Consider the following 23,090-nt stretch of genomic DNA (forward strand, 5'->3'; position numbering starts at 1 on the left):
GCACTTATCAAAACCCTTTTTATTACTTTGCATACCATAATGTTGAGCAACCTCCTTGCTCTTCCAATAGATCCTGAGTTCCTATATTGCTACTATCTTAAAGAAAAAACTACTGCCTAGTGATAAACATTAGTTTTTTCTGTTTTAACGATTTCTAATTTTCATAGAAGGAGCAAAAATCGTCCAAGCTTTTTTCATTAAACTACATATCATAATTATATATCTTGTCTTACGAAGGGAAGTGATGATATGTCTTTGGAACATCATTTTCGTGGAAATGGCTATCGCCATTGCAATGTAATATTTGTGACATTCGATCAAACAACTGGCAGAGTGATCCTTATTAGTCCTTCCATAGGCACAATTCCTCCAGTTTGTGAAAATGACACATCCATCCAAGATCTTACCGTGTGCTTATTGAAAGACGGCTATACAATTCAAGCATTCTATCAGGAAACCTTTGTCTTCTCAAAATGTAAAAGCTACTATGATACAAAATAGGAAATGAATAAAACTCTATAGCCCGGGCAAACTACTCGAGAAGTCTTCTAAGACTTCATCCACAACTTATTTTCATCTATCAGTAGAAAAAACGACCTTCCGCCTGGGAGTTTTTTCATTTTCAAGTATATACTCTCACTATATCAATGAAAGTTAATAAAATTTTTATAATATCAGCACTTGTCCAAACACTTGTAATTACTTTATATATCATAAATTATGCATTGACACCTTCTATCTCTCCCTATAAATAAGAGAAAAAACTACTGATTCACACACCAGTAGTTTTTTTGATTTTAAAGATATATATAGTATAAACTTTTAGTTCATATAATATTTTTTATCAACCTTAAAATCCCCTTCAATAATTAACTGAAGAGGATCCTGATGTGTGATTAGTGTATTTCGAAGGAACTTAAAAGGATGATTATATTATCTACCAAATAAATTATATTCATTAGCTTACTTTTAGTGAATTGTCCACATGAATAAAACAAAAATAATTAGAGCAAACTACTCGAGACACCGTGAGGCATCTACAACCAATTTTCTTCCTTAGCAAAAAAGCTATTGGCGCTGGATGAGCCAGTAGTTTTTTTCTATTTTCACCCTGTATATGGTATACATCTTTAGTTAACATAATGGATGTTATCGGCAATTGCTCTGTATAAACAGCAAGGATAAATAAAAAACCACTCTTTATAAGTGGTTTTTTTAACTGAAGCCAGGAAAATAGACATATATATAAACTTTCTATGTTATTTTACATAGAATAATAAAGTATTCTTATGATCACTTTGATTTTTCTGTGGAAAGTAAATCTTATTATCCCTGATGGTACGTTTGATGCCATTGTTGCCAACTACTATGAGGATGCTGATGATGCCATTGTCCCCATGGCACATATGGGTTTTGCTGATGCCATTGCTGCCACGTGCTGTGAGGATAATGATGGTGCCATTGTTCCCATGGTACGTACGGGTGCTGATGATGCCACTGTTGCCAGCTACTATGAGGATGTTGCTGATGCCATTGTTCCCACGGTACATATGAAGAATGTCCTTGTTGCATTGAATTCACCTTCTCTCTATTAAGCTTTTATAGTTTATGGATATTAAGTTATAAAGAGCTTATCTTCATCAAATATGGGCTATTCCATTAAGAACTAAAAGCCATTGGGATTAAAAATCCCAATGGCTTTTAAAATTGAATATTGAACAAGTAGTTTTCTAAAACTTAAAAATAACTCTAATAATTTCAAAAATAGGCTTTTCTCTTTTATTACTTTTTACTTATTTTTCACCAAATAAAGGCATTTATCCAAGAGAGAATCTAGGTTAATGCATATTCTTGGTTTGATAAGAAAACAAAACAGAGGTTTTTCTCATGAATTTAGATGAAAGATTTATTGGTAGACCCGGATTTGGCTTTGGCGGGCCTGGTTTCGGGTTCGGTAGACCTGGATTTGGCTTTGGCAGACCTGGTTTCGGATTTGGTGGTCCATTCATAGGTGGATTAGCAGGTGGATTATTAGCTGGTTCTTTATTTTCCGGTGGATATGGTGGTTATGGTTATGGATATCCTTATGGAGGATATGGAGGATATGGTGGCTACGGGTATGGGTCCCCATATGGTTACGGTGGTTGTTGTTAATCATTCATAGTTTAAATAAGATAAATATAGTTTTATCAATACTGCTCTTATCTTATGTAAAATAGTCATCGGAAGTCTGGATATATGTCCTAATCGCTTTTGTGAAAAATTTTATCAAGGCTAAAACTCCTTAGATTTAAAAACCTTGAGGAGTTTTATTTTGCTGAAGAAAGGATATGTTTTTAATACTTACATACTTTTGTTTTTGAATTATCTTTCTTCAAAGTTACCGTAAACTTCTTGAAAAGGCTTTGTAATAATCTTATTTAATTCCATAATCAACATATTCATCCTTTGTTCAACTTCTATTAATCGTACAATCTTTTCATTTCTCTGAACAACTTCCCCTACTTTTTGAACTTCCTCAATTTCATCCCGCATAATTTTCTGACCTGTCATCTGCTTATGTTGTAATTCCATTTGTAAATTGTAGAACTTATTAAAAAGTTGCTTTGTCTCTGGGTCAGCATTAACTTCTCTATATATACTCTTTAAACTTCTAAATTCATTGCTCCTACGTAATATCCTTTCAAAGTCATGAGTTATACCATATAAGTTTACATCCAAGGGGAATATCCTCCTAATATCAAAGTTATAGTAAATAAAGCTAATGGAATTATTAATCCCATTGGCTTTATCTATAAACATGAAAAAATCATTATGATGGTGTATTTAGATCAGGTTTTTATTTTAATACACCATCAAAAAAAGAGCTTTTAAAGAAAATACAATTCATTCTAATTTCACTATATTCATTGACCCATTTTTACGTAAATTGTCTATACGAATAACATTTACTATTTTTAGTATACTACTCAAGGTGTAATCAAACATTGACTCATACAACTTAACGCTTGGTACGGGAAAAACTACTTTTTATAAGTAGTTTTTCTCTTGGTTTTTTTAGACGTTTGTCACATTCCTTTACTCAATAGTGTCTAAATATGTAATATTTATATTAGTTAAGTATATTGGAGAGATTTAAGTATGCAATCCCCTTCTCCCCTGGTCTTATACCCTTCCCTTTAAAACAAAGTCAACATACTTTATATAAGCACGTCCAATTCTAATTAAAAAGGAGGGTGATACCATGAAGAGAAAAAGATTAGGTTTTTGTATGCCTGGGTACCGATGGTGTGGTCCTGGATGTAGTGGTCCAGGGGCGCCGACAAACGATGTTGACGCTTGCTGTAAATTACACGACGAATGTTATCGGAGGTTTGGTGGGCCTTCGGCCTATTGTGATAACCTATTTATTAACTGTATGCGCCCTAAAATCAATTCCCATACAAGAAAAGGAAGGGATGCAGCCCTATTTTCTAACTTTGTAAGACTTAGTAAATCATTACGCTCCTTCTAGCATGACTGCTCACAGTAACTCCTAATACCCAGAAAGGATCCGTTTACTTTATAGATTGGGGAGGCGTAAAAAGGAGGGTGAAGGGATTTTAAGTGCGGGAACTGAATTATTTCAACCACACTACATGCCTTCATCTTCCCTTAGGTAACTTGTTCATTACAAATTAATTCGCTTATCAGGAGCAAGCTATACGGGACGCCTTAAAGTATCTACCTAATGAGATAAGTTTTTCCGATACACAAGTCCTTAGTAATAAAATAAATCTATATGGGATAACCCAACAATAAGACCCATACAATATGTAAATTTTTATTTCTTTGTTTCTTGCCGATTTACCATATCTTCATAAAGAAGATATGGCTTTTTAGATTAGTCAAGATAAAAAAAGGTAGATAATCTTAATTCTGCCCCTAACACTCTCAACAAATGAATTACGTTTAATGCTTGCACTTAAAAAGGAAATATAAAATTAAGAAGCTTTTATATATTCACTTTACAAAAAAATTAATATCCACTACATCCTGTACAAGATTTAGAGATTACTTGCAATTATTCCGAAGTTCTTACATCAAAACCTGTTTCATCATACTTAAGGATTTAAGCTTATAACCCTCTTCACTATTTTGCTTCTTTACTCCCCCCCTCGTCCTTAAACTTATTAATTATTTGTTTAACTAATGGTGAAATGTCATTTATTATGGGTTTATATACATTAACTGTTTCAATCAGAGTATCAATGTTTGCCATGAGCTCAATAATATGCTTATTGCTACTAATATCTTCAGCAGGATTAGGAGAAATATTATTAGGCCCAGCATCGTTACTAAATAAATCATGATTTACTTCTTCCGTTTTGGCCCCCCTGATCCTAGAATTTCCAAACATGAATTGTGAGAACCTATCAATATCCCGATTATTATTCTGTTTCAGGATACGATCCCTATTTCCATTTGAATTGCCACTCCGTAAGGAACCTCCCGTTGTTGAGCTACCCTGGGAATTTTCATTAAAGTCAATATTATCTTCCACTATTATCCTTCCTTTCATTTTGGTATATCCTATGATCTTCCACATTGCCAAGTTTGGACTTTTTTTGTTTTTATTAAATTTTAATAATTTCTAATATCCCCTGTTCACCTCATTACTAGTGCAAATCTTATGAAAAAGACCACTTGTGGAAATAGGACATTTAAGTTGGTCATAAATTCAACATACTCTAGACGTAATCTATCAGGAAAGTGAAACCAGCTATATTTTGGAGGGGATTAGGGTTTTGAAATGTATTTTATCAGATATTATTTTTTAATCTTTTTTCACTGACAGCTTGGCCTTGATATCTCATAACTAAATCTAGATGCCTATACCTTAATAAGCTTATTTGAATAAAATAGGAGGGATCATACTAGTAAAGGGGGGAATTAAGATGTCCCATGAAGATAAACAAAAAGTAATCCATGCTGACAAAGTAGTTATTCATACAAAGGATGTTGAAATTATTCATAATCGAAAGGAAATTACTCAAAGGGATCCATGGGGGTTTTTTTGGGGGAGACAACAGGTAGATAAAGTAAATGAACAAGAAGTACCAAACTCAGAAGAATCACAGACTAGGAGCAATGAAAAAGTTACAAAGATAAATAAAACAGGAAAAAGAAAAGGACCATGGTTTCCAAGTTATTAGAAGTCTAAAAAGCTCTTAATTGTAAGAGCTTTTTGTCATATGTATATACTACACAAGTCAATCACCATATAAATACATATATCAGTTATAAGAAGTCAAAATAAAAATACGCTAACTATTTTCCAGATAGTCAGTGTGTTTTTATTGTCCTTGAAAAGTGAATTCCAAAGACAAAATGCCTTACTTTTCCGTCCCTATATTTTATGCATATTGCTAGTATAAAAGGCTTAAACTAAAAATTTTCTTTGAGCCTTGAGCAAACTATTCAAGATAGATTAAGCATCCCCCTTTGGAACTGCTTGATACTTCATTACACTTAACAAATACCTTGCCACCTTTCTAAATGGATTAGAGGTAGTTTTTTTACGAAACACGAAGTCATAGAACTTTAAGAATAAGCATATAATCTAAAAAAGGGCCCCACGTGCTCATGGATTGAACTAGTAGATAACTCATGAATACAATGTATTCATGGGTTATTTGCTTTTTATATGAATTAAAACATCATAACCAGAGCAAACTACCCAAGACGCCGTTAGGCATCAGCAACTTTAAAATCCCTATTCCTTTAACAGAAAAACTCCCCTCAAAAAAAACTAACTGAACAATTAGACAGGGGAGTTTTTTTCTGTTTTTAAGTTGTATATTGTATACATGTTTAGTTAACATAGAAATGAGCTAAAAGAAGTCCATGAATTAATTCATGGACTGTTTTCCATCCTTACAAAGGATGGAAATAAAGGTAGAATAGGAGTTTTGGTATTTGTCATACATAATATATGTTGCTGCCTATTACTAAGCATATTGCCCATATAAATAAAACAAAAATAACTAGAGAAACATATTCAAGGATTGGTTAGTAATCTTTAGCTATAGCTAAACCACTAAAAGAAATCGGTCCTACGATAGCTGCTTCTGTACCATTTGTAATATTCTCAGCAGTTACTCGGTAATCATGTGATCCAGCCCTCACATTCTTATCTATAGCTTGGAATGTCACAATATAATTTATCTCTGATTCAGGATCTGCTTCTACTCCTTCTTGAGCTCTAAAGATTTCTTGTCCATCACGAAAAATTTTAAATAAAATTTGCGAAGTACCACTTACTCCTCGAACACCAACTGTTGCAATTAATTCTACATGATTTCTATTTGCGTCCCTTCCAGGAATAGTTATACGTATATCTGCTAATACAGTTTTTTTAGGAGAATGAGCAATAGGACTTGGGTTTTTTTGATTAACTTTATGAACTGGTTCAGTTGCTTGATAATCAACAATACGAAACATTATAATTCCCCCCTTAACTTTTATACCCTAGAGTATGTAGTTAAGAGAGAATTGGCTTGGACAACTTTTCTATGTTTAAAAGAAAAATTTCTCTAAAACTATTTTTCTGTATTATTTTATGTATATCATATTCAATCTTAGTTAACATAATGTAAGTTATAGACCAAAATACAGATTGGTTACGCTGCAATGCATAACCTCTCTAAAAGTAAAACAGCTAGCATATTATTACTAGCTGTTTTACTGGATAAACACAAAAAATAATCAAATAAACTTGTCTTAGTTTCCCTCATATAGTCAGAGGCTGAAATAAGATTTACTTCTTATTAGTACCCTCCATGACTAAAACAAGAACAACCGACAATAATTAATAAAATAAAGAGGACAACAATTAAAGCAAAACTACTGCCAAATCCTCCCCCGGAGCCGTAACCATAGCCCCCTCCAGAACCATAGCCTCCACTATAACCTCCAAAACAACACATATCCTTCACCTCCATACGTTTCTACTTTAAAATATGTACAAGAAGAAAAAATGTTCGTCCTAAATTACTAAAAGAAAAATTATCCACGCCTGACCAATTTCTATGCCTCTATTAATATCTTAAGGAATCTATATAAAAAGACCCGTTACTCAGACCTCAATAGGTCCTCTAATATAATTGAATTTACAACTTAGATTTACCTATTGAAAATTTCATTTTATATCCACGCCTGTCCATTACCTTTTATTCTATTTCGCATATTCTAAAACATATGAGATAGAAATTCTCATGTAACCACCCGTAGTCTATATTCGCCACATCTAACAACAGCCTCTCCCTTTATGGAGCAATAATAAACTCTTATTATATTCCTAAAAATAGACTATTTACTATGAAAGGAAGGTGTTAAATATGAGTTTTACGTTAATTGTCATCTTATTCATCTTGCTTATTATTGTAGGATGTTCTTGTACAGGCCTAGGTGGATATTAATTCACCAAAGCATTGATTATAAACTATGATCTTATATTATCGATCTAAGTAAAAGGATTAGTTTAATATTAGTTGATTGAAAAAGAAAAGGGCAGGTTGAAAAATTTGTCTCTTTTATTGAAGTAAGGTATTTTTCCAAACATCTGTTAAAAGACATCTACCTGCTTGAGAAAGGAGGATGAAAATGGAAAACTTAATTTGGAGATATCGAGGAGAACCCGTTGAGATTATGGATCGTTGCGGAAGAATCCACAGGGGAGTTATTGATTCGGATCCACCAAGAGGAGGAATGTTTCTTCGTAATGGTTTTGGAAGAAGATTTATCCCATTCTTCTTAATCACTGCGATTTTCCTTTCAAGATTTGGAAGACGACGCATTTTTTAAAAACTACCCCTGATTATAAATAAATAGGGGATGGGCAACTGCTATAGAAACGTTGACTCATCTTTTTTTAGTTGTTAAACTATCAGACTTACGACCTGATAAAAATTTTCAAGTTATAAAAATATATCTTTAGAACGGTGAAATGTTCACTTGATATCCAGAACCAATCAATATAAGGTGCATATAATATTCAAGATGGTAGGTAAGTTACCCAGCTTGCAGATTTATCATCCTTATCTATGAGCCATGTCCCTTAGCCATGAGGGGGCATGGCCATTATTATGGAAATGTATATATACTTTCTAAGACTTATGTTAAATATTTTTTATATTTTTATTGATCTGATCCGAACTATTTTGACCGGCATTCAACGAAGCCCTGTTACTTAATCGGCGGTAGTAACAGGGCCTATAAAGGAAGTATATGGGATGTCCTTATACAAGGATAAAATATTCTATGTCAAGTTAGTAATACAGCTTGTACAAATACCTATAAAACTAACAAAAATATAAATTAATTATCCATGATGAATATATTTTTTATAACTGAAGCAAACTACTCAAGAAGCAGTAAGCTTTCGATCCTTCAATAAAAATGAATGTAGCAGAAAAAACTCCCGACCTCCTGAGGAGTTTTTTCTGTTTTCACCCTGTATATGCTATACAAGGTTAGTTAACATAATGTCTCTTTCCGGTACACACCATAAAAAAGAACCCTTGTGGGAGTTGGGTTCTAAGGAGGTTACGATTTCTGTAATATGCAGCTTTTTATACATCCTTGATAAATCCTTGATAAATCAGCTTTTTCTCTTGAGGTGATTGAAGCCACGATGTATAAAAAGCGCACCTTTTATACATATGCAAAAAAAGAAAAATATATATTTATTGGTAAAATATGATACAATATTCAACAGCAAAGAAACTACTGGTTCCCTCCGTTCCAGTAGTTTTTTCTATTTTCAAACTGTATCCGATTTTATTAATGAGATTAATGACCTTTAGGATAATTTTTATAGCCTTCAGGTACATCTTTTATTTAGTATCGCTTATTAGAATCTAGGAATTAGAAGTATTATCAATTTGTCCTTGATCACTAATATCTGGATCACAATTATTATTTAACATATGCGCCACTGAAGGGGAAGCATTGCCAAATGAAAAACAAGCTCCTACTGATTTTGAATTAGCCGTATGACTGTTTTGAACATTATTACCTATATCTAGATTAGCGTTTTCTGTAACTCCATTAGCATTGAAATTTTGCACATTAATATTAGATGGCATAAAGAATATACTCCTTTATTCTTAAACTTGGCCTGATATTGGCATGGAAGGGTTAGCAATTTGATCTTGATCACTAAAATCGGGATCAAAATTACCATTAGCCATCCAAGCTGTAGAAGGAGAAAAGTTACCTAAAGAAATATTAGCTCCTACCCACTTTGAATTAGCTGTATGACTATTATGAACCGTGTGACCAAAATCCACATTTCCATTTTGAGTAATACCATTGGTCAGTACATTACCAATAATAATAGAATAAGGCATAAGATTACTCCTTTCTCATTTTCTCACTTTACAGAATATAAAATCATCCATTCTTTATAACAACTGTTTCATATATCCTGAATTTTAAGTGATAAAGAGATAATATAAGAGCTAAATTCACTTTAATTGTAGCTTATGTTCTCATTCTTTATTAGGTAACTTGCCCATCCTGAATATTTTTTTATAACCGAAGCAAACTATCCAAGAAGCCGTGAGGCATCTACCACTTTAAAATTCCTATTCTTTTAGCAGAAAAACTACCTTTGGCTGATAGGTAGTTTTTCTGTTTTCAGGCTATATATGATATACAGGACTAGTTACCATAATGTCTCATTTCGGAACACATCACCAAAAAGAACCTTCTTGGGTTCTAGATGGGGCCTTGTTTCTTCTTTATGCAGCTTTTTATACATATGCAATATCCCAACAGAGATAGCTTTTTTTAGAAAAAGATGTTAATATATAATTCCATAATGATGATGTTCTAAAGGCAACCTCTACTGACGACTGGAGGTTGCTTTTTATTTTGTTAATAAGCTCGCTCACCTTTACAACGATTTTTTGCTCCTCTTGTTTAGCAACTGCTACTTTATCTAAGGCGATGCGATGGGCAGCAGTTCCTCCTTACTCTCTTTCTGATGTTCTCTACATGTTCTAAAAGTTTAAATTGAGCCCATGCCCATTTAATTTTTCGCTTACACTGTTATTATAATGCTCATTTTCAGTAGATATTTCTGTAGCGCATAGAGTTATAAAAACTTTATTATATGTTGGTATTAGGCCTTTCCTGGATGTTTCAAGAGTTATAACGTTTTTTTATCTGTGACTCTTCTGAACTTTGAAACGCTTGTATCGGTGTAAGATCTGTTACCTTTCTCATCTTTATGGAATATAAAACTCCCATTTTCAAAAGTTGTAGCGTACCATACTTAATTACTGTTTGTCTTTGAATACTTAATTGTAACGCCACCTCTTCAGGAGAATAAAAAGCTTAGAGATTTTCTTGTATTCCTTTTTTATAACGGCATTACAAGATGAGTTATAAAATTTTTTGTAACTGGAATTATAATATTCTTTAAACCCTAATGCTTTTCCTCATTCAAAAAGGGGTAGGTCCTAGCGGGAACTTCGAGCACAAAGAATATGAAATAAAATGATTAATCAATTTACTAACCACAGGTAATTAAGAGCAATTAACAAGCATCACCTATTTTACTAGCCTGTCCTGTAAAACAAAATAGAAGAAGCTAACCTATCCAAAATCATTCGGTTAAGTTTATGGGTCAGTTTTTCTACACCACAACTGAAGGAGCTTGGACATAGTTAGATATAAAAACAGCCGTTGAAATGATTAATTCCAACGGCTGTTTCTTCTGATAAAACTCATTATGATGTCAATTTCATACTTCTACCAGAAAAACAATGAAGCTAATGCAAGACCTGTAATTGCTCCCAGTGCTACAGCATAAGGTGCTCCAAACCCATAAAAACCCCCACCATAAAAACCATAGCCAATACCATTTCTACGTCTCATAGGCTGGATATAAACATGACTTGGAGTTACCCTTGTAATACGTCCAAGATGCGTTCGACCATAACGATCATTAATTCTTACGGTACGTCCACGGTGTCGATGACAAAGTTGATAATAGTTTCCGCCGCTCATTATTAGAACCCCCTTTTTATCTGATATGATATGAAAAGGAAGTCCTAAATGTTTGGACGAGTGTCTTGAAAATTAGGAAATACAACGAAATATACGAAATCCTAATAAATTTTGATACTTTTTAGTTAATCTTTCATGATCATCAAGTAAATCATAAACATTTGAAGGGATTTCATCAGATAAATCAAACTCTGTTCCAAAATCAATATTTTGTTCTTTATCTTCCCCTTCCACTTTATATTCACGCCTACTTACCACTGTGGAAAATCCTGCCTTTTTCCAATATTCGACCCATTCCAATTCATTAGGGATGGATTGAAAATGATAAAATTCCGAAACTAAACGTTCATCCTGTTCTGTCATTTGTGGTTCTTTTACCGTTTCAATAGCTAAGATAATTCCTCCCTTTTTTAGCACCCGTTTACATTCCTTTAACGAAAAGGAAAGATTTGTAAAAGAAGCAACAGATTCTAACAGGATGATATCAAATGACTCGTTATCAAATGAGAGATCCTCCATATCTTCAATTGTAGCCTTGCAGGGTAATTTTAACTGTTCAAATCTTTTATTTGCCTTTTGTACCATAGTTGCATTTATATCACATGCTGTTATTTCACACCCATACCTGCAATATAGGTATGCGGATGTTTGTCCTGTACCACAACCTATATCTAATATGGAGGTATCTCCATTTATTTCCTCTTTTTCTAATAACTGTTTTGTTAAATGTAAACCGCCAGGATGGGCCCCACCAACCCCTAGTAAGGCAAGCATATCCATATACTTCATATGAATCACCTCTTATTTTTGTATGTAACAAGGTATGAGAAAAAAAGTAAAAGGTAATAACTTAATAAAATATTTTTTAGATGTATAGAAATTTAGATTTGCCTTACTTGTATAAATCCGCAATGAATTAGTAAGCATAATTCCCAAGTATCTTAATAAAGCTAGCCTTTTTAATTCAGTGGTTATCTTTATTTAAAACTATTATTTTAGGCGATCATTCTTACTCCTTGTACATATTATAAAATTAACATAACTAAAAGGAGATCTTTAAATTAATGTATAGAAGAACACGTCGACCTATAAACCCTTTTTTTCCACATCAATTTCAGCGTCCGAATACAAAACAAAATAACCCAAGTCTATTGTCCTTTTTTCGTACATCAGATGGAAATTTAGATTTTGACAAGATTGCTGGTACTGCGCAGCAAGCGAAGGGATTGTTTAATCAGTTCAGCCCCTTCATTACAAAATTTCTTAAAAAATAACGTTATAATTCCTTAAGAAATGTTGCGAGGTCCTTATATTCTATTTCCCCCCTCTATAAACCCCTGATATTACCCAATTTATAGTGGGGGATCATTATGTCGGATATAGCTTTAAAAGAGGAACTGCCCTGTCTCAAGTTATATTTCCCTTAATAGATAACGATCATATGAGCTTAGAAACTTATAAAAGCTTAATATGTGGGACAAAGGCCTATTTTACAAGAGCGATAAACCATATAACCACTCAGACAGATACTAAAAATGTGCTGTACCCTATCCACTAATTATTTTTATCTAATATAAAAAATACAAAGGGGTGTTTATTATATGTCTGAATGTGGCGGATATGGATTTGGCGGGGGCTTTGCCTTCCTAGTTGTGCTATTTATCCTTCTTATCATTGTCGGATGTAGTTGTTTTGGCGGATGGTAATCATTGCAAAACAGAGCCCAAGTGAGTCCAAAAGGCTCTGTTTTTTGCCCTTATGACGATTGAATATGTAAGCAGACTGAGAGCGAAAAACAGTCTGCAATACTGAAGGGGTACATATAATGGGTCTTAGGATAATTCAGTGTATGTTAAATTACAGAAAATGTTTATATAAGTTTTATTTGTTTGTACCAACCTTTTACTTTCTTTGTAGCATCACTTTTATCACGACATTGGGCAACTTAATTAAAAAGTTTTAAAAGCCATACCAAGATAAGTATGACCCCCTAGATAAAGATGATTAATATGTAATGACGTGGACGCCGGTATCCACTACTTATATATGTAAATCTTACAAAAGGGTTAACGATTTAAGGCGAAAAACAAAGTTCGTAAGCCCTATAGTAAAATAAGGCCCACGAACTTTACAGGTCATTTATATTCTTAGTACCCCCCACCAAAACAAGAACAACCTACAATAACTAATAAAATAAAAAGTACCACTAATAAAGCGAAGCTGCCTCCAAAGTTACCCATACTTTCACCACCTATAATATTCTTTCTTTATTATATGTACAAGTTGCAAAATTGCTCGCCTAATGTTTTATAGGAATAAAATGCAAAATAAGCAACACATTAATTCATAATATTAATAAGATAGTATATAAGTTTTTATCCCACAAAACTTTATGTAAACTTTCTAAAATTAGCTTGTTTACATCCTTCACTTTTTACGAAAAAACACCCTTTTCATCAGCCATGAAAGGGTGTTTTTTTAATAGCAACTATGATTTTAGTGCTCTTGGTTTAATTAAGCTATCCATCTCCAAAAATAAGTATAATAAAGTAAAAGAGCCACTACATAATATATTGACTCTTTTGTTTTTGAGAAGTGTGATTTAAGATAGTTATGTATAATTTTGTGCATCTTGACTTGCTACGATCATTGAGTTTGCAATCTTTATACACTCATTAAAGTTTCTTATCTTTCGAACATGTATCATTTATTAAAAATGCTCTTTGAACTTATGCTTAGTACTAGCACTTTTTTTAAATCTTTTTTACAGGAATTAGTGAACAAGTATAGAATAACTCAATTATCCTTCTCTATTTCATAAAATGATGGTACTGTAATGAAATAGATTGCACCAGCGCTTCTTTATTCGTCTTAGTTCCCAAAAAGACGAGCAAAGAAGCCTTTTTTATTTTCTCTCCCTTTTTCCTGGGCCGCTGCTGTTTCAAGTAAATGTTGTTGCTGTTGTTTTTGTGATGAGCGAATGTATTCCATCATTTCTTTATCACGGCTCTCTATGTGTTTTTTCATTTGCTCGGCTTGCTTATCAAAGCTGGCTTGCAACTGTTCGAGTTGCCTTTTTGTTTGCTCGCTATCTACTCGTCCTTGGTCCTCTAACTCCCTTAAATCATTTTTAGAATCACTTAAGGCATTCCTATACTCTTCAATTTAATCATTTCTTTTTGTCAAATTTTAAAATTTCCAGTATGAATAAGGAAGAGCATAAGGGGTTTTTGATATCACATGACTGTGATATGCTGGGCAGAGCCCAGCAAAACAATGTTTTCATCTCAAAAAAGGTGATATCACGAAAACTTCCAGTCTGTCGACATGCTGTTTACCTAAAAAGAAGAAAAACGCCTAATATTGATCTAGTACTGACATCAATTTTGGTGCTTTTTTTGCACATGTTGACCTACTGTGTACTCAACGTCCCCTCAACTTTTATGAAGTTTTAACGAGTTTTTGAAAGGTTTCTTGATGATAATTCGTGAAGTTTTGAGAAGAAGTCTGGGTAGCTTTTTTATAAAACCGATCGTTTCCTCCATCGAAAAAATGTTTAATTTTTGTAAAATGCTGCGTCTCTGATTCTTAACTGTGTTCACTTCTTTGAACAAAATATCTTGCATTTCTGTAATGGAATGGCCATCAATTGCAAGAGCAAAAAGCCGGTGTATATTTAAGCCTTTGGACTATTTCACTTCTTCCTAACGTTCCTACATTAGATTAAAGAGCACAGGTAGGAATTTAAATAAATGGAAACCCTGCTATCGCTATCAATAGTGATTTCTTCGTTGAGGAGTAATTTTCGCTAATGCAGTAAATGTTTCTACTATTCTTAAGTTAGAAGCTGGAGATAGAGTTGATATCTTTGCTCAAAGTAATTTAGATGTATGATCTTAACGGATACCAATAATGTAATTAGTACAAATTTTGAAGTTGCTAAATTCCCTTCTCCAACAAGATAAATAAGGGAATTTAATTACTAATAGGGACAATTTATATAAAAATACTTTAGATTGTTTTTATTTTTCTAAAGTATTTTTTATTTAAAAATGAGTACTGTATACATTTTAAGTTAACATAATAAATTTTATAGAAAAAGGATACAAAGAAGATAGTAAAAGTTTTATATAAAACCAGCGCTTGTCCAAACCTTTTTTATTATTTTGCATATTATAAATTGAGCATTGCATTAACCTCCTCCTCTTCCATTAGAGGGCGATCCATTGCTATGGAGTTGAAGAAAAAACTATTTTTGGGGAAGAAGTAGTTTTTTCTTCTTTCTATACATAAATTCCTGATAACGAAGAAAGCTACTCAAGATACCTTAGGGCATCAATAATCTTTAAGTAGATTATGTATCAAAAAAAATTATCTACTTCCATGATAGTTTTTTCTATTTTACATTATATACGTTGTTCATTCCCAGTAAACTAACTTCTAAAAAATAAAAATACTATTAAAATAATGAAATAGTACAAGCCCTTACTTGAAATTTACATATAATAAATCAAATGTAAATTCATAATTTATATTTAATTTATTGCAATAAGGGGGGGATACAAAGGATGATTAGGGACTTATTAAGAATCTTAGATCCTGGAACACCAGTTCCAACCTTAGTCGTAGGCGGTGCTACACTTACTAATCTTGTATTTTCAAGCTTTAATGCTACAACTAATTTAGCTTCTTTTGCAACTAGAACAGGTACTGGGACAAATGCTAGCACAAATATTGTCACAGTAAATGCTAATGAGATTCAGGCTATAACAACGGCTTAACTAAATGCCTTATTTTAATTTGGAAACAAAAGCCGTTGTAATCAATAATTACAATGGCTTTTTCTGTATTTAACCATGTCCAAACCTTTTTCATTTGGTTACATACCCCACTAGTACAAGTATCTTCTATGAAAGGATAAAATAAAAATGTTTCATAGTGTAAAACGAACTCTAATTATAATGAAATTGATTCTGCAAGATGTATTACAAATAAACTCCTTAGTACCTTCCTATTCCAGCACATTCACAAAGATAGCCTTTCCTGTACCTGAACCACCTGGCATATCCGACTTACCACTCTTCATTTATTTTGATATTGATAACCGTTTTACCTTAGCCCAACAACAATGGATTCGTGATGCTATTAACGGTGTGCTATTTCAATGGTTTCAACATCTAACTGAAAAATGGAATGAAGGCTCTAATAATGGGATCTCCCAATTGGCAAATTGCACTAATTTATACGCCATCAGAAATTTACGACCAACTTGGTATCTAGGGTTACCCATTAATGATGGATTAGCTGCTACTAATATCGCCATGGATCAATTTACCCGACTCATACGTGACAATGGATTTGGACTGGCTCCCCAGGCAAAAATTTTTTCAAATATTTCATTCCCTGCAAATTCTTCCACCATCTTTGCTTTAACAACTTTAGCACAAAGTCAAGTTCCCCTATCCCTTATCGTTAACCCGGCGCAGCTTGATAGTTCAGATTTGAACATTAAGTTTCTCACTGGATCTATGTTTCATGCCTGGCTCCACCGTGCCGGTTTCTATCATCCTAAAAAAAGCGGTCATTTTATTATCGAATGTCCAATGTGTATTATGAGAGGATTTCAAATTAAAGAAACTATCACTCCTGATAGTTTCTATATTCAATTCCTTGATTAAATTTAAGCTGTGTATGATATACAATCTTAGTTAACATAATAAACATATCTAAAGTAAATTATTTTGAGATTTTCTTCATATAGAATTCATATGCTAATGGACAAGTACACAAGCACTTTCTTGATTAAGGAATAGTATATTATGAGAAAAAAAGGAGTGACTAAAGTGAGTGAATACCATGAAAAAAACATGAACACAAAAACAACTGTCAGTCCATCCTACAAAAAGCCTTTGAAAAACTGTTAAAAGAAATTTTCGAAGATGATCAAAAAAACACATCGTTGTGGATGTCATAACAAAGATTGAAATTATTATGAAGAACCTTCTAGATTGGACAAGTGATAAATAATTGATTTACGGACTCGCTTTTAAATTAATTTTTCACCCTAAATGTTAACCCATAATTTGAGCAAACTATCCAAAAGCTCGTTAAATATCAAGTCATATAACCCAGTATAACAAGAGGAAAAGCTACTGTTTAGGCCAGTAGCTTTTTTTCTTCTAAACTCTTTCTGTATTCTACCACCAGTATCTGTTATGAAAGGAGAATAAACACAAGAATGAACGATGAAAAATTTAACTTTAACATAAGAACTCAATTTAAATTGACAACAAATGATCGTACTTTAGGCTATATTTTAAATAGTATTGCTCAAAAAGGAATCAATATTAATGACTACTCTCAAACAAAAATTAATGTAAATGAAAATCTTATTAGACTTGTAGTTGGAGGTACTAGAGCAGAAACAATTGATGTTCTTCGTTGTGTAAGAAGTATATTCAGAATGCTTGACATTAAGTTTAGTGAGAAAGACATTATTCAAATTGAAAGTATTGCATCTAATGATACTCGTCAAATTAATACTTTGTTTGGATCCTTGTAACATAAGTCAAATGTATTATATGAAACTATAGATGATGCCGTGAGGCATCTACGAAAATCCTTGCAGCAATAGAGCAGAAAAACCGCTGATTAGCCCTAGCGGTTTTTCTTGTTTTCATACTCTATACCATATACAATGATTTATTTTAATATAAATACAGCTACAGGAAGCCCTAAGGCCAATGTTAAACTTAGTGTTGTTTAAAGGGAACACTTCCATAATACTGCATCTACTACAGCATCATATCTATGTTAAATCTGTTGTTGCAATTTTAAAGGAGATTTCCTCTGCTGCCTCTAAAGCTCTTCTTTTAGCAGTTTCTTTATAATATGATGATGCTAAAATGTAACCATAACGATGCCCCATTGATGTAGGTGGCTGTAAAATTGCTCCTTTTTTAGGCTTTATATAAACCTCTTCTATGCCTAGGTAGTTAGAACTGCGTTCTTTTCCCGTAACTTGAATTAGTTTTCCTTTGGACTCAACTGTTAAATAATGGGCGTATACATATTTATAATCCTTTTTAGTCAAGGAAGGTTCCTGCCCCATCATTAATTGCATAGTCTCTTGTACTAAGTTAATTCCATGTCCAATTTCAATCATACGATTCATAGCTCCACCCGATATTCTTGGATTTATCTCAATTAATTTCCAACCTTCAGTTGCTTTACGAAGCTCCAAATGACACGCTCCATTTTTCATACCAAAGGCCTGTATAATGGAACTAACAGCATTAAAAAGACTATGAGATAAGCTACTATTCAATTTCCCTAACAAAGAATAACCAGTGACGATAAAACGCTCAAAAAGGGTAATTTCTTGTTCAATTATCGCAATAATATGAACCCTTTCATTATGAACTAACACCTCAACTAAGTACTGAGGGCCATCTACGTATTCCTCGAGTAAGATTTCCTCGTTAGGTAGCTTTTTTAAAAGGGTATGCATAGATGATATTAACTCACTCTCATCCTTCGCTAACAATACATCCTTTGATCCTGTTGATTTAGGGGACTTAACAATAAGGGGAAAATTTATCTCTTTAGTTTTAAGAAATGAAGATAATGATTCTGTTGGTTTATAAATTAAATAATTAAGTGAAATGGGTAATTCCTTTAGCACATTACGAGTCAATATCTTATCTTCCATATGATAGATTGCATCAGTAGATATATCACTCTGACAGAATTCCTCTGACAGACGTGCAGCCACATAAACAAAAGGGTCAATGAAACTAAAAATTCCTTTTATATTTTTTCTTGTTTTTTTTAATTTTTCGATTATCGTGACTAAATTATCATAATCATTTATATCAGTAAAGATCATCTCATGCACATCTGGAAATTCACTTCGATCTTTAAGAAATTTTTTTCTACAAGTTAACAAAACCGTAAAGAAATTAAGATTATTTGCTGCCTTAATTGCTTCCCGACTCGATCCTGATTTATTTGTTTCAATAAAGACAATAGTATCCATAAATATCCCTCATCCTATCCGATCAAAAATGTTCTCTCACTCTATGATATAAAAAAAAGACAACCAAGGTTCGTCCAAATGTAAATAATATACGAATTTGATGAATATACCTAAACAAGTAAGAGTAGAAGAAAGGATGATTGCTATGGCTTCAATCGGCATGCTTCATCATCGTAAAGACCCAATAAATGTTAGAAAAGCTTATGCTTTCGCTGCAGTAGCAAAAGTCGAAGGTATAGATTTTTTTTATTTCACTCCAGGGAAAGTTAATTTAGAAAAACGTACCATTTTAGGAAAAACATACAAAAAAGGAAAATGGATAGAGAAAAGATATCCTTATCCTGATGTTATTTATAATGCCAGCCCCCCTATAAGTGATAAAGCAGCAGATATAGTAGATGAATTAAGGAAGATAATCCCATTTACCAGTCACTCCGTTGGGGATAAATTAACTGTTTATAACAAAGTGAATAAGGCTAAAAAATTTAATCAGTACCTTATTCCTACTTCAGAATTAACTAATTATAGAGTATTGCTAAATATGGTGGAAAGCTACACAAAAATAATTGTAAAACCCTTATCCGGGCATAAAGGGGCTGGTATTTTCTATATAGAGAAGATAGGTGACAGTTATAAAGTTAGTAAAGACGAACAAGACTCCATATTTAGTGAAAATCAATTAGCAGAGTTTATCGATAGTCATATAAAACAGGATACTTACTTAGTACAAAAATTTATAACATGTAAGACAAAATTAGGAAATGTATATGATTTTAGATTACATGTACAAAAAGGTGGCAATGGCAATTGGTTAATTACGTCTATATATCCCAGAATAGGTAAAATGGGTAGTATAGCTTCAAACCTAGGCAACGGTGGCTATACTTGTATTCCAGATATCTTTTTAAAACAGGAATTTGGAGATAACTACTATAATGTCCAAAAGTATCTTGAACAATTTGCTTTAAGTTTTTCTAACCATTTTGAATCTCTATATCAGGATATACTATTTGACGAGTTAGGAATTGATGTAGGACTTGATAAAAAAGGAAGACTTTGGATTTTTGAGGTAAATTGGAGACCAGGCCCTCCTGTCATTATGAATGTTGAATTGGATGTAGTAAGGAATACTCTTCAATATGCCCAATATCTAGCTGATAAAAATAAAAAATATTAGCTGAAATTTATTTATATAGAAATATAAGCATTATTAATTAATATAGGACTTCAATTCAATAAATAATTTTTAATGATGTGAAAACACATGCCTCTGCATGGAGATATTTTTTTATTTTACTCTATAGATTTTATCTAGCCATACCAAGTCGAGTAAGTTAGGGGCAACATTGCCCCTGCCTCCCATAGCAAGTTTTTTTATCGTCTCCTCATCTACCGTATTAGTAGATAAAACGTACGCCCATACTCCAAGTAGAGGTACACATAACAGCATCTTTCTTTCATCAGAGGATAGCCACAACCTTATGTACCTATAAGGGACCAGCAAGAGGTCAACTTCATTTCAGATCTATCATGAGTTTGTCCATAAGGAAAATAGTATTCATCCAGTTATGCAGTTTTATGCTTTTCTGTTCACTTTCCATATACCGGTGTTCACTTTCTCTTGTATTCTTTATACCCTGTCACGTCATTTGATTGTACAGTCTCCCTACTTATATAATAAGGGGTTTACTGAGCTCATCATCCTATAGATACAATCAGCTTAAGTAGATTCTTTACCCCAGGTAAGATACATGACGTATCACAGGAGTATTATGTATCTACTTTTTCTCTTGCCAATACGTAAACAAATCTGTATCCTGTCCTGAGCTCACATTTACGAAGCTTACAAACCTTCACTCTCATTCATCTTACTTATCTTCCCCAACAGTGTTCCAGACCGTGTATTGATTTTCTATTTCGGCGCTTTCTCATGTAACCCTCAAATCCGTTACCAAGCCAACGTTTTTTGACATGAATATTTTTCACGTCTAAACTAGTGGCTTTTGCCCTAATATATAGTAGCAACTGCTTGTCATACCCTAATTTTTGTTGCCTAAAATTATAAAAGAAGGAACATTCGCATATAGAATGCTCCTTCTTTCTTAAATTTATTATAAAGTTCTTTAAAGAGCTTTATCCAATACATTTTTGAAACTCTTCTAAATTAAGTTGTTCCAGTTACCCTGCTGATACTAATAGCATCTAAACTGGTTGTATTAATATTATCCGAGCTATCTGTCCAAATTAGAAATCCATCTTGTACATGAATAAAAGTACCATTTCCATCAATTTGGTTTCCAAAAGAAAAAATTTGAATCCGATCTCCTCTTCTTAAACCATTAAAATCGAAATCATTTGAAGATGCTCCTTCTAAAGGCGTAATGTTATCACTTGAGTTAACATTGCTTTCAAAGGTATGGCCATTAGACATGACATCACCTCCTAAAAAAGATAAGTAATAATATATACTATGAAAAAAATTAAGTTTAGTACAAGCCAAAAGCTTATTTATAGTTATGAAAATCACCCATTTAATCCTGTTCGCTTTTCTTGGATACCATAAAATATACAGTACAAACGTCCCTCCAATCTTAGAGTATGGAATTTAAATTTCAATCTATGAAAAACCATTTAAATCTGAAAATATTATAAATATATTCTGTCTTGTCCAATCAATTTAGAATGCTCCCTATATAATATAAGAAAGCATAGGAGTGAATAGTATGAATTTACAAACTCTGCGAGGCTCTTATAATTTAGTAGCAGGCTTAGGGAGTTGGTGTGGTCCAGCACTTTATTCTGAACGTCATAATTTAAGAAGGCATTCATTCCCACTTGATTGGGTTCAAACCCCTTTTCTTTCTGATGTAAATAAATTACTAAAAAATAAATTTCAAGGTTTTATGGAATTAGAAAATATGATTGAAAAAGATATATTAGCCAATTATATAGACGACAATGGATATCCTATTTTTAAATTTGGAACTCATGAATCAGTAAGAACTCATTATATTACAGATACCCAATATAACATCGACTCTGTTCATGACTTCCCAATAATCCCGAACCAAGAATGGTTTCTACAATATCCTTCCTATAAAGTAAGACTAAATCATCGCATCCAAACATTCCTTAATCAAATTACACAAAGTCAACGAACCTTGTTTATACGACACGAATGGCTGCCAACAAATTATCAAGATATAGTCATACTAAAATCTATATTAGCTGAAATGACTAATGGTAACTTTAATATTCTTTTAATAGAAACCGTTGATGATGACTTACAGGGCGTGAAGGATATGAATTTTGGAACAGCTGAAGATGGTATTTGTTGGGTTCAGGTTTCTCGCGAAAATGGTACTAATCCTTCCATTTGGAATACTCTATTAGAAGGAATAACTTTAATAGATTAAACTTTTAAAGACATCAATTAAGAGGAATGAGAAGTACAAATATAAATAGACCAAAAAATCCAGGACCAGACCTTAGTCGTTAAATAGTTAAACAAAAATTTGCCTTAAGGCAATTAGAAACAACTTAAAGTTGTTATTGCTCCTAGGAACTACATTTTATATATTAAAATTCGGTGTTATTCTATGTTTTAGGTTAACTGATTAAAGAAGCCATCTATTAGATGTAATAGATGGCTTTTCTATTTGAAATTTATAAGCTTTATATATTACCAAAAAATAGTTATCTTACCTTAGGGCACATTTATACTAAATGGACAAACATGCATATTGGATAATATAGGTATTGTATTCATTATCCTTATGGAGGATATGGTGGTTACGGGTATGGCTACCCATATGGTTACAGTGGTTGTTGTTAATCATTCATAGTTTAAATAAGAAAAATATAGTTTTATCAATACTGCTCTTATTTTATGTAAAATAGTCATCGGAAGTCTGGATATATGTCCTAATTCTTTTCGTGAAAAATTTCAGCAAAGTAAAACTCCTTAGATTTAAAAACCGTGAGGAGTTTTACT

The 23,090-nt window shown here is 32.7% G+C and carries 24 protein-coding genes and 1 pseudogene; 12 read left to right on the top strand and 13 right to left on the bottom strand.

The genetic code is table 11. From position 1 onward, the window contains the following. Window positions 1–1,326 precede the first annotated feature (1,326 nt). A complete protein-coding gene (locus MKY06_RS29030) occupies window positions 1,327–1,572 on the bottom strand; it encodes a hypothetical protein (RefSeq protein ID WP_098450085.1) in 246 nt (81 codons plus the stop codon). 315 nt (window positions 1,573–1,887) lie between these two features. Between MKY06_RS29030 and MKY06_RS29035 the strand changes: the two genes are divergently transcribed. Further along, entirely contained in the window at window positions 1,888–2,154 is a 267-nt protein-coding gene (locus tag MKY06_RS29035; protein ID WP_116327268.1) for a hypothetical protein, read from the top strand. A gap of 210 nt (window positions 2,155–2,364) precedes the next feature. Here the strand turns inward: MKY06_RS29035 and MKY06_RS29040 are convergent, their stop codons facing one another. Next, window positions 2,365–2,721, bottom strand: a complete 357-nt coding sequence (locus MKY06_RS29040) for a YlbF family regulator (protein WP_098450083.1) — start codon at window positions 2,719–2,721, stop codon at window positions 2,365–2,367. Window positions 2,722–3,271: 550 nt separating this feature from the next. Between MKY06_RS29040 and MKY06_RS29045 the strand changes: the two genes are divergently transcribed. Next, the gene (locus MKY06_RS29045) at window positions 3,272–3,514 is read left to right on the top strand and encodes a Parvovirus coat protein VP1-like protein (protein WP_306441403.1); all 243 of its coding nucleotides are present in this window, start codon (window positions 3,272–3,274) and stop codon (window positions 3,512–3,514) included. 618 nt (window positions 3,515–4,132) lie between these two features. Here MKY06_RS29045 and MKY06_RS29050 read toward each other — a convergent pair. Continuing rightward, a complete protein-coding gene (locus MKY06_RS29050) occupies window positions 4,133–4,543 on the bottom strand; it encodes a hypothetical protein (RefSeq protein WP_142759515.1) in 411 nt (136 codons plus the stop codon). A gap of 394 nt (window positions 4,544–4,937) precedes the next feature. On the opposite strand from MKY06_RS29050, the gene MKY06_RS29055 reads away from it, so the two are divergent. After that, entirely contained in the window at window positions 4,938–5,195 is a 258-nt protein-coding gene (locus MKY06_RS29055) for a hypothetical protein (RefSeq protein ID WP_116299312.1), read from the top strand. Between the two features lie 856 nt (window positions 5,196–6,051). Here the strand turns inward: MKY06_RS29055 and MKY06_RS29060 are convergent. Both MKY06_RS29060 and MKY06_RS29065 read right to left on the bottom strand, forming a co-directional pair. Further along, the gene (locus MKY06_RS29060; RefSeq protein ID WP_116299311.1) at window positions 6,052–6,483 is read right to left on the bottom strand and encodes an exosporium protein C; all 432 of its coding nucleotides are present in this window, start codon (window positions 6,481–6,483) and stop codon (window positions 6,052–6,054) included. A 326-nt stretch (window positions 6,484–6,809) separates the two neighbouring features. After that, window positions 6,810–6,908: pseudogene (locus MKY06_RS29065) on the bottom strand (YjcZ family sporulation protein); the annotation flags it as partial. A 471-nt stretch (window positions 6,909–7,379) separates the two neighbouring features. Here MKY06_RS29065 and MKY06_RS29070 point away from each other — a divergent pair. Continuing rightward, a complete protein-coding gene (locus MKY06_RS29070) occupies window positions 7,380–7,460 on the top strand; it encodes a YjcZ family sporulation protein (protein WP_098450077.1) in 81 nt (26 codons plus the stop codon). Between the two features lie 184 nt (window positions 7,461–7,644). Next, entirely contained in the window at window positions 7,645–7,845 is a 201-nt protein-coding gene (locus MKY06_RS29075) for a hypothetical protein (RefSeq protein WP_098526716.1), read from the top strand. 1,055 nt (window positions 7,846–8,900) lie between these two features. On the opposite strand, the gene MKY06_RS29080 is transcribed toward MKY06_RS29075, so the two are convergent. The 4 genes from MKY06_RS29080 to MKY06_RS29095 all read right to left on the bottom strand — a co-directional run bounded on the left by MKY06_RS29080 (window position 8,901) and on the right by MKY06_RS29095 (window position 11,847). Beyond that, on the bottom strand, window positions 8,901–9,128 hold the full coding sequence (locus tag MKY06_RS29080) for a spore germination protein (RefSeq protein ID WP_029319826.1): 228 nt from the start codon (window positions 9,126–9,128) through the stop codon (window positions 8,901–8,903). Window positions 9,129–9,149: 21 nt separating this feature from the next. Continuing rightward, the gene (locus MKY06_RS29085) at window positions 9,150–9,392 is read right to left on the bottom strand and encodes a spore germination protein (RefSeq protein ID WP_029319824.1); all 243 of its coding nucleotides are present in this window, start codon (window positions 9,390–9,392) and stop codon (window positions 9,150–9,152) included. Between the two features lie 1,408 nt (window positions 9,393–10,800). Further along, on the bottom strand, window positions 10,801–11,058 hold the full coding sequence (locus MKY06_RS29090; protein WP_097812780.1) for a hypothetical protein: 258 nt from the start codon (window positions 11,056–11,058) through the stop codon (window positions 10,801–10,803). A gap of 72 nt (window positions 11,059–11,130) precedes the next feature. Beyond that, a complete protein-coding gene (locus tag MKY06_RS29095; protein ID WP_116299310.1) occupies window positions 11,131–11,847 on the bottom strand; it encodes a class I SAM-dependent methyltransferase in 717 nt (238 codons plus the stop codon). A 275-nt stretch (window positions 11,848–12,122) separates the two neighbouring features. On the opposite strand from MKY06_RS29095, the gene MKY06_RS30755 reads away from it, so the two are divergent. Then, window positions 12,123–12,332 carry a YppG family protein gene (locus MKY06_RS30755; protein WP_098526713.1) on the top strand — a complete coding sequence of 70 codons (210 nt, stop codon included), beginning with the start codon at window positions 12,123–12,125 and terminating at the stop codon, window positions 12,330–12,332. A gap of 327 nt (window positions 12,333–12,659) precedes the next feature. Then, window positions 12,660–12,764, top strand: a complete 105-nt coding sequence (locus MKY06_RS29100) for a YjcZ family sporulation protein (protein WP_081715117.1) — start codon at window positions 12,660–12,662, stop codon at window positions 12,762–12,764. A 441-nt stretch (window positions 12,765–13,205) separates the two neighbouring features. On the opposite strand, the gene MKY06_RS29105 is transcribed toward MKY06_RS29100, so the two are convergent. Both MKY06_RS29105 and MKY06_RS29110 read right to left on the bottom strand, forming a co-directional pair. Next, window positions 13,206–13,298 (bottom strand): YjcZ family sporulation protein, encoded by a 93-nt coding sequence (locus MKY06_RS29105; protein WP_074684410.1) that lies wholly within the window; start codon window positions 13,296–13,298, stop codon window positions 13,206–13,208. A 631-nt stretch (window positions 13,299–13,929) separates the two neighbouring features. Continuing rightward, the gene (locus MKY06_RS29110) at window positions 13,930–14,085 is read right to left on the bottom strand and encodes a hypothetical protein (RefSeq protein WP_176524227.1); all 156 of its coding nucleotides are present in this window, start codon (window positions 14,083–14,085) and stop codon (window positions 13,930–13,932) included. A gap of 1,541 nt (window positions 14,086–15,626) precedes the next feature. Here MKY06_RS29110 and MKY06_RS29115 point away from each other — a divergent pair. The 3 genes from MKY06_RS29115 (at window position 15,627) to MKY06_RS29125 (ending at window position 17,620) form a co-directional block, all read left to right on the top strand. Further along, a complete protein-coding gene (locus MKY06_RS29115) occupies window positions 15,627–15,839 on the top strand; it encodes a hypothetical protein (protein WP_029319813.1) in 213 nt (70 codons plus the stop codon). A gap of 147 nt (window positions 15,840–15,986) precedes the next feature. Continuing rightward, window positions 15,987–16,736: a hypothetical protein gene (locus tag MKY06_RS29120; protein WP_116299308.1), complete on the top strand. Its 750-nt coding sequence runs from the start codon at window positions 15,987–15,989 to the stop codon at window positions 16,734–16,736. A gap of 560 nt (window positions 16,737–17,296) precedes the next feature. Then, window positions 17,297–17,620, top strand: a complete 324-nt coding sequence (locus MKY06_RS29125) for a hypothetical protein (protein WP_116299307.1) — start codon at window positions 17,297–17,299, stop codon at window positions 17,618–17,620. Window positions 17,621–17,866: 246 nt separating this feature from the next. Here the strand turns inward: MKY06_RS29125 and MKY06_RS29130 are convergent, their stop codons facing one another. Beyond that, window positions 17,867–19,096, bottom strand: a complete 1,230-nt coding sequence (locus MKY06_RS29130) for an ATP-grasp domain-containing protein (RefSeq protein ID WP_098526710.1) — start codon at window positions 19,094–19,096, stop codon at window positions 17,867–17,869. Between the two features lie 145 nt (window positions 19,097–19,241). On the opposite strand from MKY06_RS29130, the gene MKY06_RS29135 reads away from it, so the two are divergent. Beyond that, complete coding sequence (locus MKY06_RS29135) at window positions 19,242–20,273, top strand: YheC/YheD family endospore coat-associated protein (RefSeq protein WP_340962142.1); 1,032 nt, start codon at window positions 19,242–19,244, stop codon at window positions 20,271–20,273. A 987-nt stretch (window positions 20,274–21,260) separates the two neighbouring features. On the opposite strand, the gene MKY06_RS29140 is transcribed toward MKY06_RS29135, so the two are convergent. Further along, entirely contained in the window at window positions 21,261–21,527 is a 267-nt protein-coding gene (locus tag MKY06_RS29140) for a hypothetical protein (RefSeq protein ID WP_223269039.1), read from the bottom strand. Between the two features lie 292 nt (window positions 21,528–21,819). Here MKY06_RS29140 and MKY06_RS29145 point away from each other — a divergent pair, with 292 nt between their 5' ends. Continuing rightward, window positions 21,820–22,512: a DUF1796 family putative cysteine peptidase gene (locus MKY06_RS29145; protein ID WP_116299305.1), complete on the top strand. Its 693-nt coding sequence runs from the start codon at window positions 21,820–21,822 to the stop codon at window positions 22,510–22,512. Window positions 22,513–23,090: the final 578 nt, after the last annotated feature.

The organism is Priestia sp. FSL P4-0332, assembly GCF_038005845.1.
In the GTDB taxonomy this organism is placed as follows: domain Bacteria; phylum Bacillota; class Bacilli; order Bacillales; family Bacillaceae_H; genus Priestia.

Coding starts and splice junctions, on each gene's coding strand:
- MKY06_RS29030 (WP_098450085.1), bottom strand. CDS start 1,572: ATGCAACAAGGACATTCTTCATATGTACCGTGGGAACAATGGCATCAG.
- MKY06_RS29035 (WP_116327268.1), top strand. CDS start 1,888: ATGAATTTAGATGAAAGATTTATTGGTAGACCCGGATTTGGCTTTGGC.
- MKY06_RS29045 (WP_306441403.1), top strand. CDS start 3,272: ATGCCTGGGTACCGATGGTGTGGTCCTGGATGTAGTGGTCCAGGGGCG.
- MKY06_RS29055 (WP_116299312.1), top strand. CDS start 4,938: ATGTCCCATGAAGATAAACAAAAAGTAATCCATGCTGACAAAGTAGTT.
- MKY06_RS29060 (WP_116299311.1), bottom strand. CDS start 6,483: ATGTTTCGTATTGTTGATTATCAAGCAACTGAACCAGTTCATAAAGTT.
- MKY06_RS29070 (WP_098450077.1), top strand. CDS start 7,380: ATGAGTTTTACGTTAATTGTCATCTTATTCATCTTGCTTATTATTGTA.
- MKY06_RS29075 (WP_098526716.1), top strand. CDS start 7,645: ATGGAAAACTTAATTTGGAGATATCGAGGAGAACCCGTTGAGATTATG.
- MKY06_RS29080 (WP_029319826.1), bottom strand. CDS start 9,128: ATGCCATCTAATATTAATGTGCAAAATTTCAATGCTAATGGAGTTACA.
- MKY06_RS29085 (WP_029319824.1), bottom strand. CDS start 9,392: ATGCCTTATTCTATTATTATTGGTAATGTACTGACCAATGGTATTACT.
- MKY06_RS29090 (WP_097812780.1), bottom strand. CDS start 11,058: ATGAGCGGCGGAAACTATTATCAACTTTGTCATCGACACCGTGGACGT.
- MKY06_RS29095 (WP_116299310.1), bottom strand. CDS start 11,847: ATGAAGTATATGGATATGCTTGCCTTACTAGGGGTTGGTGGGGCCCAT.
- MKY06_RS30755 (WP_098526713.1), top strand. CDS start 12,123: ATGTATAGAAGAACACGTCGACCTATAAACCCTTTTTTTCCACATCAA.
- MKY06_RS29100 (WP_081715117.1), top strand. CDS start 12,660: ATGTCTGAATGTGGCGGATATGGATTTGGCGGGGGCTTTGCCTTCCTA.
- MKY06_RS29105 (WP_074684410.1), bottom strand. CDS start 13,298: ATGGGTAACTTTGGAGGCAGCTTCGCTTTATTAGTGGTACTTTTTATT.
- MKY06_RS29110 (WP_176524227.1), bottom strand. CDS start 14,085: ATGAAAAAACACATAGAGAGCCGTGATAAAGAAATGATGGAATACATT.
- MKY06_RS29115 (WP_029319813.1), top strand. CDS start 15,627: ATGATTAGGGACTTATTAAGAATCTTAGATCCTGGAACACCAGTTCCA.
- MKY06_RS29120 (WP_116299308.1), top strand. CDS start 15,987: ATGTTTCATAGTGTAAAACGAACTCTAATTATAATGAAATTGATTCTG.
- MKY06_RS29125 (WP_116299307.1), top strand. CDS start 17,297: ATGAACGATGAAAAATTTAACTTTAACATAAGAACTCAATTTAAATTG.
- MKY06_RS29130 (WP_098526710.1), bottom strand. CDS start 19,096: ATGGATACTATTGTCTTTATTGAAACAAATAAATCAGGATCGAGTCGG.
- MKY06_RS29135 (WP_340962142.1), top strand. CDS start 19,242: ATGGCTTCAATCGGCATGCTTCATCATCGTAAAGACCCAATAAATGTT.
- MKY06_RS29140 (WP_223269039.1), bottom strand. CDS start 21,527: ATGTCTAATGGCCATACCTTTGAAAGCAATGTTAACTCAAGTGATAAC.
- MKY06_RS29145 (WP_116299305.1), top strand. CDS start 21,820: ATGAATTTACAAACTCTGCGAGGCTCTTATAATTTAGTAGCAGGCTTA.